Source organism: Mycobacterium barrassiae (assembly GCF_025822765.1).
Taxonomy (GTDB): domain Bacteria; phylum Actinomycetota; class Actinomycetes; order Mycobacteriales; family Mycobacteriaceae; genus Mycobacterium; species Mycobacterium barrassiae.
The window spans coordinates 112,879-131,574 of the sequence record NZ_JACKUK010000009.1 but is presented as its reverse complement, the minus strand read 5'-3'; the positions used below and the strand labels follow the sequence as shown (position 1 = coordinate 131,574).

General features: G+C 65.2%; 13 protein-coding genes. 5 read left to right on the top strand and 8 right to left on the bottom strand.

Annotation, left to right across the window (positions count from 1 at the left end; translation table 11 throughout):
* Positions 1 to 58 precede the first annotated feature (58 nt).
* Positions 59 to 1,282 (top strand): serine hydrolase domain-containing protein, encoded by a 1,224-nt coding sequence (locus H7J93_RS01400; RefSeq protein ID WP_267304502.1) that lies wholly within the window; start codon positions 59 to 61, stop codon positions 1,280 to 1,282.
* A 3-nt stretch (positions 1,283 to 1,285) separates the two neighbouring features.
* Positions 1,286 to 2,050 carry a CDP-diacylglycerol diphosphatase gene (locus H7J93_RS01395; protein WP_267304501.1) on the top strand — a complete coding sequence of 255 codons (765 nt, stop codon included), beginning with the start codon at positions 1,286 to 1,288 and terminating at the stop codon, positions 2,048 to 2,050.
* Position 2,051: 1 nt separating this feature from the next.
* On the opposite strand, the gene H7J93_RS01390 is transcribed toward H7J93_RS01395, so the two are convergent.
* The 7 genes from H7J93_RS01390 to H7J93_RS01360 all read right to left on the bottom strand — a co-directional run bounded on the left by H7J93_RS01390 (position 2,052) and on the right by H7J93_RS01360 (position 10,604).
* Positions 2,052 to 2,723, bottom strand: a complete 672-nt coding sequence (locus H7J93_RS01390) for a TetR/AcrR family transcriptional regulator (RefSeq protein ID WP_267304500.1) — start codon at positions 2,721 to 2,723, stop codon at positions 2,052 to 2,054.
* Positions 2,716 to 3,948: a cytochrome P450 gene (locus H7J93_RS01385; RefSeq protein WP_267304499.1), complete on the bottom strand. Its 1,233-nt coding sequence runs from the start codon at positions 3,946 to 3,948 to the stop codon at positions 2,716 to 2,718. The genes H7J93_RS01390 and H7J93_RS01385 overlap by 8 nt, the downstream gene beginning before the upstream one ends.
* Before the next feature lie 183 nt (positions 3,949 to 4,131).
* Complete coding sequence (locus tag H7J93_RS01380; RefSeq protein WP_372507753.1) at positions 4,132 to 4,530, bottom strand: STAS domain-containing protein; 399 nt, start codon at positions 4,528 to 4,530, stop codon at positions 4,132 to 4,134.
* A gap of 319 nt (positions 4,531 to 4,849) precedes the next feature.
* A complete protein-coding gene (locus H7J93_RS01375; RefSeq protein ID WP_267304497.1) occupies positions 4,850 to 8,212 on the bottom strand; it encodes an ATP-binding protein in 3,363 nt (1,120 codons plus the stop codon).
* Entirely contained in the window at positions 8,202 to 8,900 is a 699-nt protein-coding gene (locus H7J93_RS01370; RefSeq protein WP_267304496.1) for a DUF4194 domain-containing protein, read from the bottom strand. Before H7J93_RS01370 ends, H7J93_RS01375 begins: the two co-directional genes overlap by 11 nt.
* A 265-nt stretch (positions 8,901 to 9,165) precedes the next feature.
* Positions 9,166 to 9,570: a hypothetical protein gene (locus tag H7J93_RS01365; RefSeq protein ID WP_267304495.1), complete on the bottom strand. Its 405-nt coding sequence runs from the start codon at positions 9,568 to 9,570 to the stop codon at positions 9,166 to 9,168.
* Between the two features lie 53 nt (positions 9,571 to 9,623).
* Positions 9,624 to 10,604: an ERCC4 domain-containing protein gene (locus tag H7J93_RS01360; protein WP_267304494.1), complete on the bottom strand. Its 981-nt coding sequence runs from the start codon at positions 10,602 to 10,604 to the stop codon at positions 9,624 to 9,626.
* 127 nt (positions 10,605 to 10,731) lie between these two features.
* Between H7J93_RS01360 and H7J93_RS01355 the strand changes: the two genes are divergently transcribed.
* Positions 10,732 to 11,766 (top strand): patatin-like phospholipase family protein, encoded by a 1,035-nt coding sequence (locus tag H7J93_RS01355; RefSeq protein WP_267304493.1) that lies wholly within the window; start codon positions 10,732 to 10,734, stop codon positions 11,764 to 11,766.
* A gap of 10 nt (positions 11,767 to 11,776) precedes the next feature.
* Here the strand turns inward: H7J93_RS01355 and H7J93_RS01350 are convergent, their stop codons facing one another.
* A complete protein-coding gene (locus tag H7J93_RS01350) occupies positions 11,777 to 13,207 on the bottom strand; it encodes a DUF3375 domain-containing protein (protein WP_267304492.1) in 1,431 nt (476 codons plus the stop codon).
* Positions 13,208 to 13,497: 290 nt separating this feature from the next.
* On the opposite strand from H7J93_RS01350, the gene H7J93_RS01345 reads away from it, so the two are divergent.
* A complete protein-coding gene (locus tag H7J93_RS01345; RefSeq protein WP_267304491.1) occupies positions 13,498 to 15,651 on the top strand; it encodes an McrB family protein in 2,154 nt (717 codons plus the stop codon).
* Between the two features lie 17 nt (positions 15,652 to 15,668).
* Positions 15,669 to 17,930: a DUF2357 domain-containing protein gene (locus H7J93_RS01340; protein WP_267304490.1), complete on the top strand. Its 2,262-nt coding sequence runs from the start codon at positions 15,669 to 15,671 to the stop codon at positions 17,928 to 17,930.
* The last annotated feature ends 766 nt before the right edge of the window (positions 17,931 to 18,696 follow it).

Sequence of the window (18,696 nt, the reverse complement as noted above, 5' to 3'; positions counted from 1 at the left end):
CGCTGGCAAAACGCAATACCGCCCCGGGCGCCGATACAAGACCTATGGTTGGCGGGCCATGAAACCAACGGCCCTGGTCGCGTCGCTGGCGATGGGCGTCGCGCTCGGTCTCGCCGGGTGCGCGTCGTCGCCGGAGTCAGCAACGGCGGGGTCGGCGCTCAAGACCATCGACCCGGCGGCCTTGCGGGAGGTGGTCGAACAGGCCGCCAAGGACCTCCTCGTTCCCGGCGCCGTAGTCGTCCTGCGGACGCCGCAGGGAACCTTCGACGTGGGTGTCGGCACGACGGAACTCGGTGCGTCAACACCGCCCAACGCCGACACGCATTTCCGGATCGCCTCGAACACCAAGACGTTCACGGCCGCGCTGATCGTGCTGCTCGCGCAGGAGGGCAAGCTGAAGTTCAGCGATCCGGTATCTCAGTACGTGCCGGACGTCCCCGACGGTGCGAACATCACCATCGCCGATCTGTTGACCATGCGCAGCGGTCTCTACAACTACACGGCGGCGCCCGAGCTGGCGAAGATCCTCGACACTGACCCTGCCAAGGCGTGGACGCCGCAAGAGGCGTTGGCCATCGCGTTCGGCCATCGGCGGGAGTTCGCGCCGGGCGCCGAATACGACTACAACAACACCAATTACGCACTACTGGGTCTGGTCGCCGAGAAGGTCGGTGGACGGCCGCTGGCGGACCAGTTCCAGGACCGTCTTTTCGGACCCTTCGGTCTCACACAGACCTCGCTGCCCGCGATTGACGACACGAAGATCCCGTCGCCCTCCTCGCACGGTTACATGTACGGCGACTCCAGGTTCGCGCTCGCCGACGTGGCGTATCCGGATGAGATGCAAGCCGAAATGCGTTTGGGGAGACTCAAACCCGTTGACTACACCAAGCAGAACCCGTCGTACGCCAGCGCGGCGGGCGGGGCGATCTCGACGGCCAGCGATCTGGCGACGTGGATCAAGACGCTCGTGTCGGGCGAGGTGTTCAACGCCGACTATCAGAAGCAGTGGGTGGACAGCTTGCAGGTCGAGGATCCGAACGCACCCGGTGGTCAGGAGTACGGATACGGGATCTCATATCAGCGATACAGCCCGACCGCCCAGATGTACTACCACGGCGGCGAGTTGCCGGGGTTCAACTCGTTCATCGGCCACGATCCGGATGCCGATGTGACGCTGGTGATCTGGACGAATCTGACGCTGTCGCCGGATGGTAGGACGACCGCGAACGCGATGCTGCCGATCGTCCTCAAAGAGATCTATAAGGACCTGAACTTCTAGCTGATGGCCTGGACACGCGCGGTGGTTCTCGCAGGGGCGATCTTCTTCGCCGCGAGCGGAGGTCAGGCGGCTGCAGACCCGGACGTGCTCTGGCGGATCGTCAACGATCAGTGCGTACCGCACCAACGGATAACCGGCGATCCCGACCCGTGCACGCTGGTGAATGACGACCGCGGATACGCGCTACTGAAGGACATCGACGGCGCGGCGCAGTACCTACTGATCCCCACCGTGCGGATCAGCGGTATCGAAAGCCCCGAGCTGCTCGCACCGGATGCCACCAACTACTTCGCCGCGGCATGGCAGGCCCGTTCATTCGTGGAAGACCGGGTCGGGCGCACCGTGCCTCGCGACTGGTTGAGCCTCGCGATCAACTCCGAGTTCGCGCGATCGCAGAATCAGCTGCACATCCACATGGATTGCCTGCGCGCCGACGTACACGACGCGCTGACAGCACACGCCGCCGATATCGGTCCGACGTGGGCGCCGCTTCCGGTGTCGCTCGTCGGCGGCCCCTACAGCGCGATCGCGGTCGCCGGCGAAGACCTCGGCGCCGTCAACCCGTTCCAGCTGCTGGCCGACGGCATACCGGGGGCGCGCGCAGACATGGGCCGCAGGACGTTGGTGGTGGTGGGCGCGACGCTGAGCGACGGCCAGCCCGGCTTCATCGTCCTGGCCGGACTGGTGGATCTGGCTGCCGGTGACACCGGCGGCGGGGAGGCCACGCAGGACCATCGGGTGTGCGCCGCGCCCGCCGCGGGAAAGTGATTCAGGACGCGGCAGTGGGTCGGCTGCGCGGCGGCCGCACACCGACGGGCTGCAGCGCCTCCAACGCCTGCGTCAGCCGCGGATAGACGATCGCCGGTCCCAACCACCGAGAGATGAAGCGGCGCAACGCGAAACCGTCGCGGGCGGGCTCGCCGGGGTCGACGAGCAACGAGTGGAACGTCCGCAAACCTAACTCGGCCAGCTCGTCGAGCGCGTCCTCGTCGAAACCGTGTCTCTCCCAGTCGACGTCGCAGCGGTGCAGCATCGAACGGCTGAACGCCCGGGCGGTGTCGGAGGTCAACGAGACCGTCGAGCCGCTCTTGGATCCGTTGCGCAACAGGTTGGCGAATTGCGGGTCGTCGGAGAGGGTTTCGACGGCGAACGCGATGCCTTCGACGAGCGCCTCGGCGGGTTCGGTCAGTCCGCTGGTGCGCTCGGCGAGCCGGTCGAGAAACCCGTCCGCGGTGCGCATTCCGCTGGCGAGCAACAGCTCCTCGGAGCTGGGGAAGTAGCGGTAGACCGTCTGCCGGGTGACGCCGAGCGTGCGGGCGACATCGGCGATGCGAACGGCCGACCCGCGCTCGGCGATGATGGCGTCGGCCACGTCGAGGATCCGGTCGATCGCCTCTTCGTCGCTCGCCGGAGCGTTGCCAGACCAGCCGCGGCTACGCATGGGAGAACTCGATTGGCAGTGTGAGCGGTCCGCTCAGGCCCATCATCGGCTTCCACGGCGCGGGCCCGGTGCGCTTCGGGTTGACGATGCGGCGGGTCACGATTCGCAGGGCTTCGGCGAGTTCGAGTCGGGCCAGGTTCGCGCCGAGGCAGTAGTGGATGCCGCCGCCGAAGCTCAGCACCGCGGGGGCCTCGGTGCGGGTGATGTCGAAGCGGTAGGGGTCGTCGTAGATGGCCGTATCCCGGTTGGCGGCAAAGGTATTGACGAGAACCGCCGTTCCGGCCGGGAACAGATAGCCCGCGAACTCCGTGTCCTCGGTGACCGAGCGAAGCGTGCCGCAGGCGATCGGGGAGTGGCGCATGGTCTCCTCGACGGCGGTGGCCGCCAGCTCGGGGTGCTCGGCCAGCAGCGCCCACTGGTCGGGGTAGTCGAGGAGGATGTCGATCGACGCGCCGACCTGGTTGCGGGTGGTATCGGTGCCCGCGAGCAGGAGACCGCCGGCGAGCATGCGCAGTTCGGCGGCGCTGAGGCGGTCACCGTCGTCCTCGGCGCGGATCAGGTCGGACAACAGATCGTCGGTGGGGGTGTGGCGCCGGCGCGCGACCATCTCGTCGACGTAGTCATCGAGTGCGCTCCAGGCCGTCATGACGAGCGCCTCGTCGATGCCCGCCTCGAGATCGAGGGTGAACGCGGTGAAGATGTCGTCGGCCCACAGCGAGAACTGCTCCCAGTCCTCGCGCGGCGCGCCGAGCAGGGCACAGATGATCGGCACGGGGTAGGGCCGGGCGATGTCGGTGACGATGTCGCAGCGTCCGTCGACGGCCGCGCGGTCGACGAGTTCGTTGAGCACGTCGACGATGGTGTCGTGCAGTCGTGCGCTGGCCCGCGGCGTGAACGCCTTCGACACCAGGCTGCGCAGCCGGCGGTGGGGTTCGCCCTCGACGCCGAGGAGGCTGGTGACGATCTTGTCCCACAGCGGACCCGACGTGATGCCGTGCATCATCAGGTTCAGTCCGGGCGGGATGGTGAAGCGCGGGTCGCGCAGGATGGCGCGGACGAGTTCGTGGGAGATGATCTCGGGCCCGAACGGTCCGATGGCGATCGGCGCCTGCGCCTGGGCGTCTTGAATCCGGGGGAACACGTCGGCGGGAGTTTCTTCGACGTCATAGCTCAGCGCCGGGAGTCCGGCGTCGAAAACACTGGGAGCAAGCACGTCGACGGTCATAGGCCACCTGTTTCGGGCTGATGCGACAGGTTGCTCAAAATGTATGACCTCACGATGGTGAAGTCAACGGACCGAGAGGTACGGCCATACCTCGCGTCATACAAAATGATGAAAGCGTGTGACCGGGGTTAGCTGGGCACGCAGCAAGCAGCCACGCCAGAGCAGGAGAGGGTGGGGCGGACGCTAGCCCGTGGGCCGCACGTGCTGGTGGCAGCGCGCCGAGCGGGTCAGCAGGTCCAGGCCCGACGGGAGGTCGTCGACGAGCGGCAGTTCGCCGTCGGAGTCGCAGATCGACAGCAGACGTCGCACCGGGTGGCTGCCGATGATGATCCAGTCGACGTCACTGCGGGCGCAGTGCACGCTGATGTAGTAGAGCGCGGTGAAGGCCTGCGTCCCGGCGAACTCGACGGCGCGCAGATCGAGAATGAGTTGGCGCGAGATGCCGGTGTGCTGCTCAACGAAGCGGCCGAGCGCGCGGCCGTTGCGGGCGTCGAGTTCGCCGATCACCGCGATGGCGAGCCGCGACGACGACAGCCGTCGCACCGAAAATGTCGCTCGGCCACATCGCAGGTGCTCATCCACTGACACAGCATCCGGCCGACCAAGCTCTACGGTCCCCACCGCAGTCATAGCACCACTCCCCAAGGCGTCTTTCGCAGATATCGCCGGGCAGCGTCCCCGAGGTGAGACCCCAGTACGCGGCGCCATCAGGCGCTGCCGGCGGGCTGGAAGCTCAACCATGGTTGACACTAGTACGAAAACCGCAGCGAGTCTGCACTTCTCAGGGAACTGCCAGATATGGCTTCCTGCTTCAATTTTGGTCAGCCGCACTAACGGCGTTGCTACGCCGTCGTCAATAACCGGGGCTCAGGCTCGACGGATTTCGTAGTCGTTGCTGCTCTCACACACTGACCGGCACCTTCGCGCTCTTGCGCATCTCCTGCCGCAGCGAGGTGAACTCCGAGATGGTCCGCGTCGCCACCGTCGCCACCGGGCGGGCATTGCGACCCGTCGCCTCCGTCTTCGACACCATCACCACGCTGTCGATGTAGGGCTGGATGGTCGTCGCGTTCTGCACCGTCGCCACGATCACCAACTGGAAGCCGAACTTGCGGAACGCCGACAGCGCCTGCTGCGCGAACTGCGGGTCGGACTTGGAGAACGCCTCGTCGAGCATCAGCTGCGCGAACACCGGGGTGTTGTCGTCGCTGTCGGGACTGGCCAGGTTGAAGCTCAGCGCACCGGCGAGGCAGAACGCCATCAGCTTCTCCTGCTCGCCGCCGGAGTTGTCGCCGGCATTGCTGTGCGTGCGGATCAGCTCGTCGGTGGCGACGTCCCACTCCGCGCAGTCGAACATGAACCGGTTGCGCACATCGAGCGCGTCGCGCGTCCACGCCTTGTCCTCCGGCGCGGTGGACGCCAGCCGGTTGCGCAGCCGCAGGATGTCGGCGTACTGGTCGAGAATCGCCTGCTTGTCGCCCAGCCCCACCTCGGCGATGCGCCGCGAGATCGACCGCACGATCTCGGTCAGCTCGTCGACCGCCGCCAGGTTCCGCGGCGTCGCGCGCAGCGTCAGCCGGGTGCCGCGGTTGAACTCCACCGCGCCCAGGCCGTTGTTGACCCGGTCGATCTGCTCGGCGATGCGCCGCGCCTCCTGCTCGGCGACGCGGTGCAGCGTGAGGATCGCGTCGGGCGCCTGCTCGGTGACCAGCCGCATCATCCGCTCGTAGGCTTCGGGCAGCTCACGCTCGTCGATGTGCTTGCACAGCGCGACGTAGTCGTGCACCCGCTCGTCGAAGTCCTCGCTGTCGTTGGGGATCGCGTCGGGGAACGACGTGTCGAACGTGTTGAGGATGCGCGCCAGCTCGTCGTAGGAGCGGCGCCGGCTCTCCCGCAGCTGCTCACGCTCCTTCTTGATCGCGGTGAACAGCGCATCGCGGTACGGCTCGGGGTCGAGCAGCTCCAACGACATCGGCAGCGCGGCGGAGTAGCGGTGCAGCAGTTCGGTCAGCGGCTCGGACACGAACGCCGGCGACAGCCGCTCCTGCAGGTCCAGCAGTCGGGTGCGACGCTCGTCGAGGGTGTCGCGGCGCGTCTGGATGGCGCCGCGGCGGGTCATGAATTTCTGGATCTGCGACCAGCATTCGTCGGCGCGGGCATTCAGCGCGTCGAGGTCGGGGTTGTCGGCGAGCAGCAGCTCGTACTGTTCGCGCAGCCGCTCGGCGTGGCCGTCGGCGGTCTCGGTGTCGATCTGACTCCACTGCGGGAACTGCTCGCAGATCGCCTTGCACGCCGCGGCGCGGTCGCGCCACTGCTGGCGCTGGGCGGCGATGTCGTCGGCGACGCGGCGGGCCTTCTGGTAGGTCTCCTCGGCCGCGGCCAGCTCCAGTGTCAGCGCGTTGATCTTGGCGCTGACGTCGCCCTGGTACAGGTACTCGGACTGCTTGACCGCCCGCCGGTCGTCCTTGATCGCAAGCCGGTCGGAGTCCTTGTACAGGCCGGTGTCGGTGACGGCGCGGCGGTAGCGGGCGAACACGTCGGGGGTGTCGACGCAGACGTGGTCGCCGGCGTGGGTGATGACGTCGACAGCCTCGGCCGCACACGGGTGCCTGGGGTCGACGGCGAACAGCTTGCCCGCCAACGTGTTCGGCTCAGGGTCGACGGGGTCGGCGCCGAGCATCTTGGTCCGCACGTGATGCAGCTGCAGCCGGCCGCGCATGTCGGTGTCGTTGACGAACCGCAGCACCTTCTCCCAGTGCTGGTCGGGTACCAGCAGCCGCAGGCCCGCGCCTCTCAAGACCTTTTCGACGGCGGTGCGCCAGCGGGTCTGGTCGGGTTTGAGGTCGAGCAGCTCGGCGATGTAGGGCAGCTCGGAGGGGGCGACCTTGATGGCCGCGCTGATGTGGTCGCGCATCGCGATGGCGAACTCCGGCAGCGCGGAGCCGACGTGCTCGACGCGCTTGAGTTCCTTGGCGGCGTCGTCGCGGGCGATGCGGGCGGCCTTCTGCGCGTACTCGGCGTCGGTGGACGCCTCGCGGTTGCGCTCCACCTTGGCGAGCAGTTCGGTGGCCTCGGCGAGCAGTTCCTCGCGCAGGTTCCAGAACTCGTCGGCGGTGTGGGGGGAGTCGATGTCCTGGGCGGCGAGCATGTCGTCGTAGGCGGCGCGGCGGCGCTCGACCTGTTCGGCTTCGGTCTCGGCGGCGGTCACCTGCGACTGCAGCGGAGCGATGTTGGCGCTGGATCCGCTGATCTGAGCGTTGAGCGAATCCGCTTCGGCCTTGGCGAGATTCAGGCTGCGGGTGACGTCCTCGTACTCGTTCTCCAGCTGCGCGATGGTGCTGTCGAGCGTCTCGATCTGCGTCGGGCACTGGGCGAGGCGGACGTGGTCGGTGAACGCGCGCACCATCGGCGCGTCGACGAGGTCGATGATGCCGAGGTCGGAGGACTCGGAAGTGTAGCGCTGCTGGATGGCCTCGATGTCGCCGAGGATCTTGCGTTTCTTCTGGGCCACGGCCAGCAGTTCGCGGGCCTCGACGAGCGGGTCGATCTGCTTGAGCGCCTCGGGCAGCCGGGCGAGGCTGTCGGGTTCGTCGAGCATGAACTCGCGGACGAACTGTTCCAGTCCGCCAACGCTTTTCAGCGACTTGGCCTTGCCGAGCAGCTGCTGTGCGGCGTCGGAGGCGCGGATGCCGATGGTGGCGTACAGCTGCGCGAGATACTGCGATTCGACCTTGGTCGTGAAGCGCCAGTCGTCGGTGAAGACTTTCGTGTCGAAGCGGCCGGCGGCCCAGCGGTTGCAGACGTCCTCGATGTCGAGGTCGCCGTCGCCGAGGACGAAGCGGCTGGACGAGTCGTTGCGGGATTCGCCGGTCAGCCACTTGAGCACCAGGCCGGTGACGGTGCGGCCGGTGTCGCTGGTGTAGGTGACGGCGACGGCCGACCAGGCGGTGCCCTCGCCGCGCAGGTACATGACGCGGCTGGTGCCGCCGTCGCTGCGTTGGCCCCAGGCGCCGCGGACGTACTTGTCGACGGTGCGGCGGCCGGCGCTGGAGCCGGCGGCCGTGTTGTCGCCGGAGGCGTTGAAGTTGCGGCGGTTGAACGGCAGGAAACCGAGCGAAATCGCGTCCAGCAGTGAGGATTTACCGCTGCCGGAGGCGCCGGCGATCAGGGCGCCGCCCGCGCTGAACGGGATGGAGTGGTAGCCGTCGAAGACGCCCCAGTTGATGACCTGCAGGCGGGACAGGTGGAACTGTTCAGTCGTCAAGGTCGGTCTCGTCTTCTGCGGGAGCGCCGCCGTTGAGGAGCTGTTCGAACTGCTGCTGCAGTTCGGTGATGACCGAGGCAGTCATGATGGCGGTGATGACGGGGGAGATGGTGTAGCTGTCCTCGTCGTCGCGGCTCTTGCGCAGGATCTCCAGGCCGGTGAGCCGCGCGATGGCGCCGTCGATGCGGGCGGCGAAGGTGACGGCGTCGCGGTCGGTGTCGTTGAGGACGCCGGAGAACAGGTTGTGCATCTCCTCGCGGCTGATGAGGACGGTCTGCCCGCCGGCGGCGCGCATCATCTGGGCCAGGTGCAGGGCAAGGATGGAGTCGTAGGTGCCGAGCGGTTCGCGGCGTAAAAGCTTGATGCCCCTGGCGGATTCGTAGCGGGCCTGTTCGATGAAGGCGATGTCGGTGCCGTCGACGATGCGCAGGATCAGATCGAGTTCGGAGAGTCGGACGGCGAGTTCTTTGCGGTACTCGACGACCCAGCTGTAGACGTCGGCGTCGGCTTCAGCGCTGAGGTAGCGGCGGGTGAGCAGGTGCTGCAGGGCCCAGCAGGCGCGGTCGGGGAGTTCGGAGACGTCGCCGTCGAAGCGGGGCCGGCGGACGCCGGGTGGGCGGGCGGTCTGTTGGTCAACCTGGGGGAGTTCGGAAAACGCGGTGAAGTCGGCGTCTTCAACGGTGGTCACGTGCGTTCCTCGCTCTGCAGTTGGTCGGACGCCTCAACTTAGGTCACCGGCCCGACATGTCTGGCCCCGGAAGGGGCCGTGTCGGGATGAAAGTTCGACGGTCCACCATTTGCCGACGTCGGCGGAATAGGTGCGCACGCAAAGCATTGCGGTGGGCGGTACTGCTGTGAAATATGAGGCGGATGTTGTTCGGCGCGCACGTCCCCTTGAGCTGCTTCCGGCGCACAAAACGAGGGGGTTGCGCTGCCGCCGCGGGTGATGGCTCTCAGTGGTCTCGTTGCTGATCGTCGATGAGTCTCTGGAGAATGTCCACGATTTGTTGTTGGCCTGCAGCAGCGGCGTCGAGCTTGCCACGAACCTCCGTGAAGCCGTTGTCAACTTGATCGAGGTGTCGGTCGACGAGATCCAGGTGTTGGTCGACGCGCGTGAAACCGGCGCGCATCTCGGTGCGCAAATCTGTCATGTCGTCGCGCATGGCGTTGAAGCTCGCCACTGTTGCTTGGCGGAAGTCGCGAAGCTCGCCATGGAATTGTGTGACGTCGCGATCGGCCGCTCCGGCAAGGACTCGGGCTGCGGCGGCGCCGTGTTCGCTGGCCCGGACCCGCCCGTCAAGATCGCGCACATGTGTTTCCAGCGCTTCGACGCGGGATTCAAGGCCGTCGGGCTCCACGATCGTGAGCCTACCGCGCTCGACGGGTGGTCTTTGACGTGTCTTTGGTGCGGTCAGCGCGGGTTGTTGGCGTCGTGCCACGCCCGCCAGATATCGGGTCGAAGCTTGCCGCGGTCGGGTACCGGGAGCCCGGCGGTGCGCGCCCAGGCGCGGACCTCCGCGGTGCTCGGTCCGGGCGCGGCGGCCGCCTGAGCGATGTCGACTTTTGCCAGCGAAATGCGTTGCAGGGCAGCACTTTCAGTGCTCGCCCAGGTATGCGCGGCGGCAAGGAACCGGTAGGTCCATTCCTCGGCGAGCTGACGGGTCTCGCAGAACACGATCGCCACGTTGGGCCAGCGGATCTGCAGTTCCGCCAGCCCGTCGGCGACCACGGCGGGACGCACATAGTCGAGCTTGAACACGCCTGAGTAACGGTCCTCCACAACTACGGCTGCGCGCGGCAACGCGGCCAGGTCGGCGACCTGATAGCGCAGCTTGCCGTTGGTCAGGCTGGACACTAGATCGGCCAAGGATTTGCGTTCCACGCTGGCGACCAACTGCCCGTCGACCTCGAGACCGTAGTCGCCGCACGGCAGCGCCCGCTGAGCGGTGCTGGCCTGTTGGGTCCGGAATTGGTAGGCGTACCGCTCATGTGAATCGACCAGGATGTGCAGCACGTCGATGCCCTGGGCGCGTGCGGTCGGGGTACGCACGTTCGGACGCGCCTGCTTGCGGGTGCGCGGTGCCTGCCAGAAGACAACGTCGCGACCCCGTGCGGTGGTGAACACCAGTTGGGAGCGGTTCTCTCTGGCCCGCTGCAGAATCACATCGATGGCCCCACCGCGGCGCTGACACGACCGCAGTTCGGCGCGTTCGACGATCGCCGCATCGGCGGGCCACTCGTCGAGACTCACCGGGTGGCAGTACAGCGCCTTGACCCGCGGCCACGTCCCCGACGTCCGAAACAGCAGGTCGCCGCCGGGCTGTGGAAGCCGCAGCAGATAAGGCAGCCGGGAATCCTCATCCGGGTTGCGCGCGATGATCAACTCCGCCACAGGCCCGAGTCTGCCCCAGCGCTGATCACGATGGCCAGCAGGCGCTCGGCTTGTCCGTCCCAGGTTGGTGCGCGTTGCGTTTCGCGGCGGCAACGAGATTCTCAGCATCCCGTGCCAGGCTGGGCCCATGGCTGCGATGCGCCCTTCGGGCCCTCGACGTGCGGATCTGGTGTTGTCCGGCGGCGGGGTGAAGGGCATCGGGTTGGTGGGAGCTGTCGGCGCGCTCGTGGACGCGGGGTATGAGGTCGAGCGGGTGTCCGGCACGTCGGCGGGGTCGCTGGTGGGAGCGGTGGTGGCCGCCGCGTCGCAGCGCGATCCACTGAGCAGCGAGCAGTTGCGGGAGCTCGCGTTGAGTGTGCCGTACCGGAAGTTCGCCGACAGCGGGCCGATCGAGCGGATCCCGCTGTTGGGTACGGCATGGGGGCTGTTGCGCGAGACCGGTATCTACCGCGGTGATTTCGCACACGAGTGGGTACGCGGTGAGCTGAAAAACCTGGGCGTCAGCACCTTTGGCGATTTGGCCATCGACGACGATCACCTGCTGCCGGAGCGCCGGTACCGCCTGGTGGTCACGGTGGCCGACCTGACGACCGGCCAACTGGTGCGGCTGCCGTGGGACTACCGCCGGGTCTATGGGCGGGATCCGGACGAGCAATCTGTCGCCGACGCGGTGCGGGCCTCGATGGCGATTCCGTTTCTGTATCCTCCGGTGACGCTGAATAACGCTGCGGGACAACCGTGCACCTTGGTCGACGGCGGTGTGCTGTCGAACTTCCCGATCGACTCCTTCGACCGCCCCGACGGCAAGGAGCCCCGCTGGCCCACGTTCGGTGTGACGGTGGTTCCCTACCTGCCGGCGCCCAACGTCGAACAACTGATTCCCGGGCTGGGCCGACTGCGCTGGGGTGCACCGTCATTGTTGGAAAGCCTGATCACCACCATGCTGGTCGGGCACGACCAGGCTCACCTCAGCCTGCCCTGGGTGAAGGTGCGTGCCATTCAGGTGGATTCGACCGATGTCGGTGTGCTCGACTTCGACATCACCCGCGAGGACACCGAAGCGCTGTACGAGAACGGGAATTCGGCGACCACCGAGTTCCTGTCCACCTGGGACTGGCCTGCCTACCTCGAGCGCTTCCGCAGAGCCCACCGGGTGGACTGAGCACTCCTGGTTAGGAGGCGACTCCGGTGGTGACGGGCTCGGTGAAAGTCAGGCGGGGGACGGCGATTTGGCGGTCGCGGCCGTCGAGGGATTTGAAGCGGACGGTGACCGAGTCTTTGGGCTTGGGGTCGGGCTGGGTGAGGGCCCAGGACCACAGCACGATGACGTGGCCGAGGTAGGCGGTGTCGAGCATGGCGACGGCGTCGGGGAGGTCGACGGGGCCGTCGCGCAGGGCGCGGTTGAGCATGTCGGACATGGCGGGGGCGTCGACCTGGGTGGTGAGGGCGGCGAAGCTGGACAGGTCGACCTCGCCGTCGGCGGGTTTGGCGGGTTTGGGGTTGGACAGGTCGCCGATCTTGAAGCTCAGTGCGCCAACGGAACTGATGGCATGGCGGGCCAGCGGGACGTCGATGTCGAGGCGGGAGTCGGTGAAGGAGGATTTGAGCAGGGCGCGGGCAGCGCCGATGGCCTCGTTGAGTTGGCGGGCGATGCCCCGGCTCTGCTCCATGGTGCCGAAGGCGGTGAAACGCTTGACGCGTTGGGCGCAGCGCTGCTGGATGCGTTCGACTTCATCGATCTGGTGGCCGACGAGTTCGAAGAAGCCGGCCATGACCTTGCGCAGGGCGGGGTCGAGGTCGGGCAGGGCTTCGGCGACGGCGGCGACGTCGGCTTCGAACTCGGCGCGCTGGTCGGGGTCGTTGATCATGCGCAGGAAGGCGCGGTGGGAGTCGCGGCCCTGGGAGTCCCAGGCGGCCTGGTAGTCGGAGTACATCTGGCGCTGGCGGTCGCGGTACTCGGTGTTGGAGTCGATGGGCTCGTCCAGCGCCGCGGTGGCCTGCTCGATCATGGTGCCGTATTGGCCGATGTCGGTGATGAGACGTTCCATTTGCAGGGCGATGGCGCGGGCTTCGTCGTAGCAGTCGGTGACGTCGGGTTGGGGGCGTTGGCCGGCGTCGAGTTGGTCGAGTTCCTCGTGGAGGACGGCGATTTCGGCTTCGATGTGCTTGCGGATGCGGGCGGGGTCGTGGTCGACGCGTAGGGCGACTTGCTTGAGGCGGGCGGCGATGCCGGTGATGGAGCCGCCGGTGGCGATGGTGTCCTGGCGGCGCATACCTCGTAGGAAATCGAGTGCCCGGCGGGCGTCCTGGGTGAGATAGCAGACGTTGGTGCCGTGGCGTTCGTCGACGATGCGGTGCAGCCAGCCCTGGGCGGCCCAGGATTTGATGAGGGCGAGGCCGGACTGGGGGTCGTCGAGGTCGGCGAGGTCGCGTTCGAGGTGGATGACGAGTTCGGTCTCGGGGACGGCACCGTCGGAGAGGTGGCGCTCCATGAGGGTCGCGTAGAGGCTGAGGTTGGTGGCGGCGAGCAGGCGGATGGCGCGGGAGCCCTGCAGGTCGCGGTTGAGCTCGAGCAGGTCAGCGGCTGCCGCGTTGTCGTCCACCCGTTCCTCTATCTAGTTGAGTTCGTCCGGAGGCCTCAACATAGGGCACGGGGACGACATGTCCGGTGTGGCGACGGGTCGTGTCGGTGGGGAATTTCGTGAGGCCGGCGTTTGGCGACGTCAGTGGAATCGCATTGCGGTTGAGGGATTGTGGTGTGTCGCGTTGGCCTGAGGCTGGTGTGAATTCTGAGGCTTACGGGTTCATGTGTCGATGGGTAGGCGCGGCGTGGCTTGACGCGATGCAGTCTGGTTCGCTGCGAGCCGCCGGCGTACCGAACTAGCCTGACAGCGTGCAGTCGATCCCGACCCTCAAGTTCAGCTACGGCAACCTGCTGCTTGCCCGCCTTCGTGAACTTGGCCCGGCCACGGTGGAGCAACTGCTCGGAGACGACCCGGAGCAACACTTCAAGTCTGACGGTCTCCACAAGAATCCGGAGCGGCGGGCAAGTGATTTTCTTCGGTTCGCGGCGTTGCTCGGTCTCGCGATGGAGAACGACGGGCGGTGGGAGCTCACTGAAACGGGACACACCTACGCGCAGAATATCGACTGTTCAAATCCGTGGGTGGTCAATGAAATGCAGGCGAGAGTGCTTCGTGACCGGCTATTAACGGGCACGGCTCCGCTGGCGGAGGACGTCCGGATGGCTCTTGAGGTTGCGCGTGATCTGCCCACCGGGTTCTCTAGTTACGAGCTGGGGCGCGCGCTGGCTGAACATGCAAACACCGATCAGTGGCAAGCAGACCGGACCTTCGAATCGCAGGGTGCCCGCTACCGAGAACTCCTCATCGCGAGCGGGCTCATCGATAGGAACGGTGACCTAACGGACGAAGGAGCCACTTTCCTTGAGCCGCAGGTCTCGGTCTGGTGGGTCAACCAAGGCGCCACATACACGAAGGAGCGCGATGGCGGTTTCCTTTGGGCACCGATGCGCAGTAAGGCGGGCCGTCCTCAATACCACTGGGACACTATGGATGCGGTTCGCGAGGGTGACGTTGTTCTGCATTACAGCAATGGCTCGTTGCGAGCCGCGAGCCATGTAAGTGCAGCAGCGAAGCCGGCGCCGAATCCGCTCGGCGACCAAGCCTGGGAGGAAGCGGGACGGCTAGTCGAGACGCAATATGAGGAGCTGAACGAACCGGTTGCACTTGGTGCCATCGACGAGGGCGCGCGGATCAAACAGGGTTCGCCGTTCACAGTCACCGGATCCGTCCAGCAGGTCTATCTTGTTCGCCTCCAGGACGCGTTCGTGAGAGAACTGGCTCAGCGCTTTCCCGAGCTCGCGGCGCACCTTCCTTCCGTCCCATCCGCTGCAAGTTCAGGTCCAACATCGTCGGAGGTTCCAACGCCGGCTGAACTTTATCGTGACTTTGCCGACGCGGTGAATGCCTCAGGACTCCGCTTTCCAGAGGGCTCCAACCTCGTTCGATCGTTCTTGAGCAGTCTTCTTGCAAAACCGTTCGCGATCCTGACGGGGCTGGCGGGCTCGGGTAAGACTCAGCTCGCGATGAGACTCGGCGAGTGGTTCGGCACCGATGAACATGGGCGTCATCGCCACGTCGTCGTGCCCGTGCGGCCTGACTGGACAGGGCCGGAATCGATTTTCGGGTACGAGGATGCGCTCCGTAGATCGGCTTCCGGGGCGCCGGTGTGGTATGTCCCGGAAGCGTTCGAGTTTGTTCTTCGCGCGGCGAACGATCCAGGGCACCCCTACTTGCTGATCCTGGACGAAATGAACTTGGCGCACGTCGAGCGGTACTTCTCGGACTTTCTTTCCGGGGTTGAATCACGACGTCCGGTCTTGCCGGATCTAGTCTTCGAAGAACATGCTCGCCAGTGGGTTCTGCGTGACGTAGAGGCGCAAAGGCTCCCGTTGCCGCGAAACCTTTTCGTGGTCGGCACAGTAAATGTGGATGAGACGACCTATATGTTCTCGCCAAAAGTTCTCGACAGGGCCTTCACCTTCGAATTTCGGGTGACTGCGGACGAACTCGACGCGGAGCTCCAGCGGCCAAGCGCTGTGCGCGCGGGGGAGGACCGGCGAGTGCGCGCCTTCGCATCGCTTGCGGAGCGCGATGACTGGCAAGGAGAACATCCTCACCCGGCCCGCGATGAAATCGTATCGACGCTTCGAGATGCGCATGCGATTTTGGCGCGGGCAAATCAAGAGTTCGGACACCGAACGCTCTACGAGATCGTCCGGTTTTGTTCCTTCTTCGCAGCGACGGGTGACACCGATGGTCATACCGCGCTCGACCTCGCCATGATGCAGAAAGTTCTGCCGAAGATTCACGGCTCGCGGCGGAGGATTGAGCCGGTGCTCAACGAGCTGAAGGCGCTAGCCGAGGGACCCGGTACGGTGCCGCGGCTGCCCGTTACACATCACAAGATTGTCCGCATGATCGAGTCCGTGCGTGCGAATCAATTCGTCAGTTTCGCTGAATAGCCATGCCCCAGGGACCCATGCGGTTGCCGCTTCGAGATGACGAAGGCCAGGATGTCGGTCAGTTGTTGATCGCTAATCTTCCCGGTCGGCAGGACAGCACGTTTTACGCTACGAGTGATGCCGCGCTGCGCGAAGCGTGGATCTACCATTACGAAATATTCACCGGTGCAACGGATGTGGATGTTGAGCCGCGCGAGTTGTTCGATCCAGATGATGCGAGTTGCAAGCGGGGGCGGTTACGGCCTGGTCAATCCGTTGGACGTCTCCGGATTCAGGTCGTTGACCGTACCACGCGCCAAAGTGCGACGACCGAGGTAGAGGTACTCGCCGTCAAACTTGAGCACGAGACCGAGTACCGCCAAATGCTCACTGACATCTCGGCGTTCGCTGCCGAGGCAGTGCTGCAGGGGTTCGCGCCAAGCTTGATTGATCTTGCGCCAAGTGAGATGCCCTCCGAACTGCTATACCTTCGCTTCGCGATGGTTGCTGCGTACCTGCAGGATCCGGCCTTCGAGGCCGCGATTGCGCATGTGACCTCGCAGCCATACCGCACATGGGTTTCTGAGACAGAGGTTCGTCCGATTGGATCGCCTTTCCCCGCGGGGTCCGCCTTCCGCCGAGCAGTGTGCGTGCCCGGTCGGCGGGTGCCGTGGGCAGGTGGTCCTGCCGCGCTTAAATCGCTTCCTGCTGCGCTCATCCGTGATCGTGCCGAAGCCAGCCTCGACAACTCGGCGAACCAATTCGTCAAATTCGCATTGCAGCGATGGCGAGTCGTCGCGTTAGAGCTGTTCGACAGGCTGAGCTCGTCCTCCGTGAAGATCGAACCCGGGCCGCAGCGTCGCGGTCTGCAAATCGCTGCTGACGTCGGGGCTCAACTGGACGAATACCTGGCGCACCCCATCTTCCAAGAGGTAAGTGCACTACGGAGAATGCCAACTTCGGATCAGGTGTTGCTCAAACGCGCCGGATATCGCGAACTATTTCGGACGTTTGCGATGACTGAATCGGCCCCCACCCTGAGGTTTAATCGCGTGGACATGACCGATGTTTTCGCGGCCTCGCAACGCAACATCGCAACACTCTACGAGTTTTGGTGCTTCCTTGCGGTCGTGGATTCGCTAGGGCGCGTGTGCGGGGAGGACCGAACGGCGCGTGCCTTCGCTGTCGCAAGCGACGGCACCTGCATAACAATGCAGTCAGGCGAGAAGTCGAAATTGTCGTGGTCGATTCGACGAGCAGGACGGCCACTGAGCATCGAAGTGTTCTTCAATCGAACCTTTGCGGCAAATGATGATCGACGGGGATCGTGGAGCCGGGCGATGCGCCCCGACTGCTCGGTGCGCATACAACCGGAAGGCAGCACGCCCTCGCAGGTCTCCGCTCAGGAGCTGGAAGTTTGGCTGCACTTCGATGCGAAATACCGTGTCGAAAATCTCGTCGCACAGATGAAATCAGCACCTGAATCGGACGAGCCCTACGACGGGTCGATCACGTCTGGCAATGCGAAGCGGGACGACTTGCTCAAGATGCACGCCTATCGAGACGCGATCTCGCGGACGGCCGGAGCGTACGTGTTGTACCCGGGATCAGAAATCATGAACATTCGACGACATCCCGGCTTCAAAGAGCTATTGCCTGGATTGGGCGCCTTTCCGCTGAGGCCGAGCAGTGATGGCCTGCCATCGTCTTCGCGGGCCCTAGACCAATTCCTGAACGATGTGCTAACACATGTCGCCAATCAGGTCACGCGCGATGAACGGCATCGTTTCTGGACCGCGACCGTGCATCGACCTGGTGAGCCCACGCCCAGTTCATTACTGATCACGGACTTCCTGGACGAACCTCCCGCGGACACGGATGTGCTTCTCGGATTTGTCCGAGATCCCGCTCATCGTGAATGGATAGAACGCTTGAGGCAGTACAACATTCGTGCTGGCGATCGAACTGGCGCCGTTGAGATCGGAGGGCGAGAGCTCGGTGCGAAGCTACTTCTGCTGTACGAGCGCCGGAACAATCTCTTACAGGTGGCCGGCGCTGGGAAGGTACTACGTTGGCGCCCATCGACTGCGGCCGACTTGATGGCGACTGGTTACCCCAATCCGCGCGGTGATATCTATTTTGTGGCAGACGTCGAGTTCGTCGAAGAACTGCCCGCGTGGTCCGCGTCGATCAATGTCAGGCTCCTGACGCGTGGGACCCCAAGCGGGGCGCCGGTCGTCGTGACGTGGTTGGACGTTATCCGTGCCGTGTCGGTTGATACATCGGAGTCGATGCGGTGAGTGGCACGGGACGGCGCGTTGTCTTCTCAGGCCGGCGGCAATCATCCTGTCGCCGGTGTGCATCGGTGACTCGGATGCGGATACTCCGACGATGGGCTCACGTGATTTTGACGAGTGGTATCTAGAGACCACTCCTCGCGCACATTTCTTGGCTTTCAATGCCTCAAGGGCCGGGGCCGAGCGTCTCGTCGATGCGGTGGACGACACCCACCATGGAGCCCGGGCATGGGGAGACAGCTGTGGTGCGCGATCTCGCGACCTGCTCTCCTGCTGGCCGCCTGCAGAGGCGCTAGGTACGAATCGAGTCTGTCTGCGGGCGTAGTCAGATCGACGATCGAGTCGATTCCCGCATCGACAAGAAGTCCTATCTTCTGCACCGCGCTTCCGGGTTCCGGCGAGCTCGGATATTCCCCCGCCAGAGGGAGTCCCGGCTCCACCCACCACGCGTGGAGTACTGCATCGTGCCGCCACCGCGTGCTTTCAGCCACTGAATCGCTCCGCGATCGCTTGTGACGACGGGTGCACTTGGCCGTGACCCGGATCGGCGTGCATCGTTCGCGGTTCGCCGACAACACACTGCACCGTGCTGCGCTTGTTGGTCGGCATCTGCACTCGGTTGCGCAGTTGTCCAACGTCGGCACTTCGAGCTTGCCAACGCCGAAACGGCTGTCATTGACGGTCGAGATCAACTCATCACCATCGACGAAGAGCCGCTTCCGCGTCGAGTCGTAGCCGTCCTCACGGAAGCCCGTCAGATTCGCAAACC

Excerpts from the sequence above, each read along its gene's own strand:
- H7J93_RS01400 (WP_267304502.1), top strand. The coding sequence starts at position 59 with ATGAAACCAACGGCCCTGGTCGCGTCGCTGGCGATGGGCGTCGCGCTC.
- H7J93_RS01395 (WP_267304501.1), top strand. The coding sequence starts at position 1,286 with ATGGCCTGGACACGCGCGGTGGTTCTCGCAGGGGCGATCTTCTTCGCC.
- H7J93_RS01390 (WP_267304500.1), bottom strand. The coding sequence starts at position 2,723 with ATGCGTAGCCGCGGCTGGTCTGGCAACGCTCCGGCGAGCGACGAAGAG.
- H7J93_RS01385 (WP_267304499.1), bottom strand. The coding sequence starts at position 3,948 with ATGACCGTCGACGTGCTTGCTCCCAGTGTTTTCGACGCCGGACTCCCG.
- H7J93_RS01355 (WP_267304493.1), top strand. The coding sequence starts at position 10,732 with ATGGCTGCGATGCGCCCTTCGGGCCCTCGACGTGCGGATCTGGTGTTG.
- H7J93_RS01340 (WP_267304490.1), top strand. The coding sequence starts at position 15,669 with ATGCGGTTGCCGCTTCGAGATGACGAAGGCCAGGATGTCGGTCAGTTG.